This is a genomic window from Nitrospirota bacterium, assembly GCA_016212215.1.
GTDB lineage: Bacteria > Nitrospirota > 9FT-COMBO-42-15 > HDB-SIOI813 > HDB-SIOI813 > JACRGV01.
Genome location: JACRGV010000071.1, coordinates 1 through 2,125 on the forward strand (window position 1 = coordinate 1; position 2,125 = coordinate 2,125).

Sequence of the window (2,125 nt, forward strand, 5' to 3'; positions counted from 1 at the left end):
CAAATCAGTAAAGATATACATCCATGAAGTGGTATTAAGTTATAGCCGTAAGAAGTACTGGAACTACTCATTGAGCATAACATCAGAGGATATTATAAGGGCAATATGCCTTGGGATAAACTATTTTAACGGAGTTCCATTGGAACTGGTAATAGACAACCCCAAACAGATGATAATAACCCACAGGAAGGATGGGGTAGTGCGGTATAACGACGACTTCTTAAGATTCTGCGGTCTTTACGGGATAGAACCTTCTCCATGCAGGAATTACAGGGCAAGGACAAAGGGAAAAGTAGAGAGGCCATTTTACTACATACAGGAGCACCTGTTAAGAGGGCTTGAATTAAATGAGATTTCAGAGTTTGATAACAAACTTAACGAATTTATGGAAGGTTATAACCTGCGTTTACACAGCAGTCTGAAAGAGAGTCCTGATAACAGATTTGAGAAAGAGTCTCCAAATTTAAGAGAGATCCCTGTAGTAGAACCTCAGATATTACACAAAAGAGAGACAAGAAAGGTTACGAATGATGGCTATGTATCATTTGATGGGAGTTTTTACCCTGTTCCTATGAAGCGCTGTCTAAGTGAATTATGGGTAGAATCTTTTCTGGGAAGGATAATAAAGATATATGAACCGTCAGGGGAGTTAATCTCCTCATTCTGGATAAACCCGTTTGACAAAGGTATAAGACCAGTTCATCCTGAACATAAGATTATAAACGAGGTGTATGCAGCTAAAAAGAGGGAAATAAAGAATGCACTTGTAACCAGATTTATAACATTATTTGGTTCGGTGGGAGAAGGATACATAGCAGGGCTTAGGGAAGCGACAGGGGCAAACACCTACTGGCATCTTTCCCAGATACTTGCCTGTTGTGAAGTGTATACAACCGAAGTGATTTCAGAAGTTCTTAAAGAATGTATCAAGGTAGGCGCATATCATAAGAACAGCGTATTAAGACTACTTAAGCCTTATTCCTTAAAGGCGATTCCTTCTTGTTTACCATTTTCTCATCATGGATTACATGTGGAGGGAGTGAGTCGTCCTTTAGCATTCTATGCAGGGATAAAGGAGGTGTGCCATGAGTGAACTACAAAACAGACTTGAAAGTCAGATGAGGGCGCTAAAACTCAAAGGGGTTCTTGCATATTATCGTGAATTTACTGATAAGGCGATAAAGGGAAATCTCCAGTATGAAGAATACCTTTCATTACTCCTGGATGAAGAGATAAACGGTAAAACAGATCGTTCTACAAAGACGAAGATACATAAAGCAAGATTTCCCTTTATTAAGAACATTGAGGAGTTTGACTTCTCGTTTCAACCTGGGCTTAAGGAAAAGGAGATGTTGCATCTTAGCTCACTTTCGTTTATAGAAGACAAAGGGAATCTGATCTTCTTAGGCCCTCCAGGTGTTGGCAAGACACATCTCTCGATCGGATTTGGAATCAAGGCATGTAAGGCAAGATATCGTGTTCTATTTATCAGTGCCCAGAAACTAATAGAAGACCTGATGTTATCATTAAAAGACGGGAGTATTACATCAAGACTTCTCTTCTATTCCAGGCTTAACCTCCTGATAATAGATGAACTTGGGTACATGCCTGTTACCCGGGAGCAGGCTAATCTTTTATTTCAACTTATTTCCATGCGTTATGAGAGGGGGGCGATAATACTTACAAGCAACTATAATTTTGAGGATTGGGGTAAGGTATTTCAGGATGATGTGGTAGCTGCTGCCATCATTGACCGTCTTGTGCATCATGCAAAGATATTCTATATCAATGGGGCAAGTTACAGGTTAAAAAACAAGTTTAAGAAACCATAAAAATGGGGGGTCAATTTTATGTGCAAAAAAGGGGTCAATTCTCTTGACAAACAACATTTACAGATATTAAGGATGCAAACGAAAAGGTCAAGCAGTGGTGTTTAAATGAATATGGCATGCAGGCACACGGCACGACAAAAAGGAAGCCCCTTGAATTATTCAATGAGCATGAAAAGTGGCATCTTATTGCCTTGCTGGAAGAACGATTTGAGATGCCGCTGTGGAAAGAGGCAAAGGTGCATCCCGATCATCACATCGTCTTTGACAAAAGCTACTACTCCCTGCCGGCCAGG

General features: G+C 40.1%; 3 protein-coding genes. All 3 read left to right on the forward strand.

The annotated features are described in order from the left end of the window. Positions 1 to 1,093: transposase family protein (locus HZA08_06270; protein MBI5193032.1), on the forward strand; the 1,093-nt coding region annotated here is incomplete at its 5' end. Further along, positions 1,086 to 1,832, forward strand: coding sequence for an ATP-binding protein (locus HZA08_06275; protein ID MBI5193033.1), 747 nt, complete (start codon positions 1,086 to 1,088; stop codon positions 1,830 to 1,832). The genes HZA08_06270 and HZA08_06275, both read left to right, overlap by 8 nt. 116 nt (positions 1,833 to 1,948) lie before the next feature. Next, a partial coding sequence (locus HZA08_06280) for an IS21 family transposase (GenBank protein MBI5193034.1) occupies positions 1,949 to 2,125 on the forward strand: 177 nt, incomplete at its 3' end.

Coding starts and splice junctions, on each gene's coding strand:
- HZA08_06275 (MBI5193033.1), top strand. CDS start 1,086: ATGAGTGAACTACAAAACAGACTTGAAAGTCAGATGAGGGCGCTAAAA.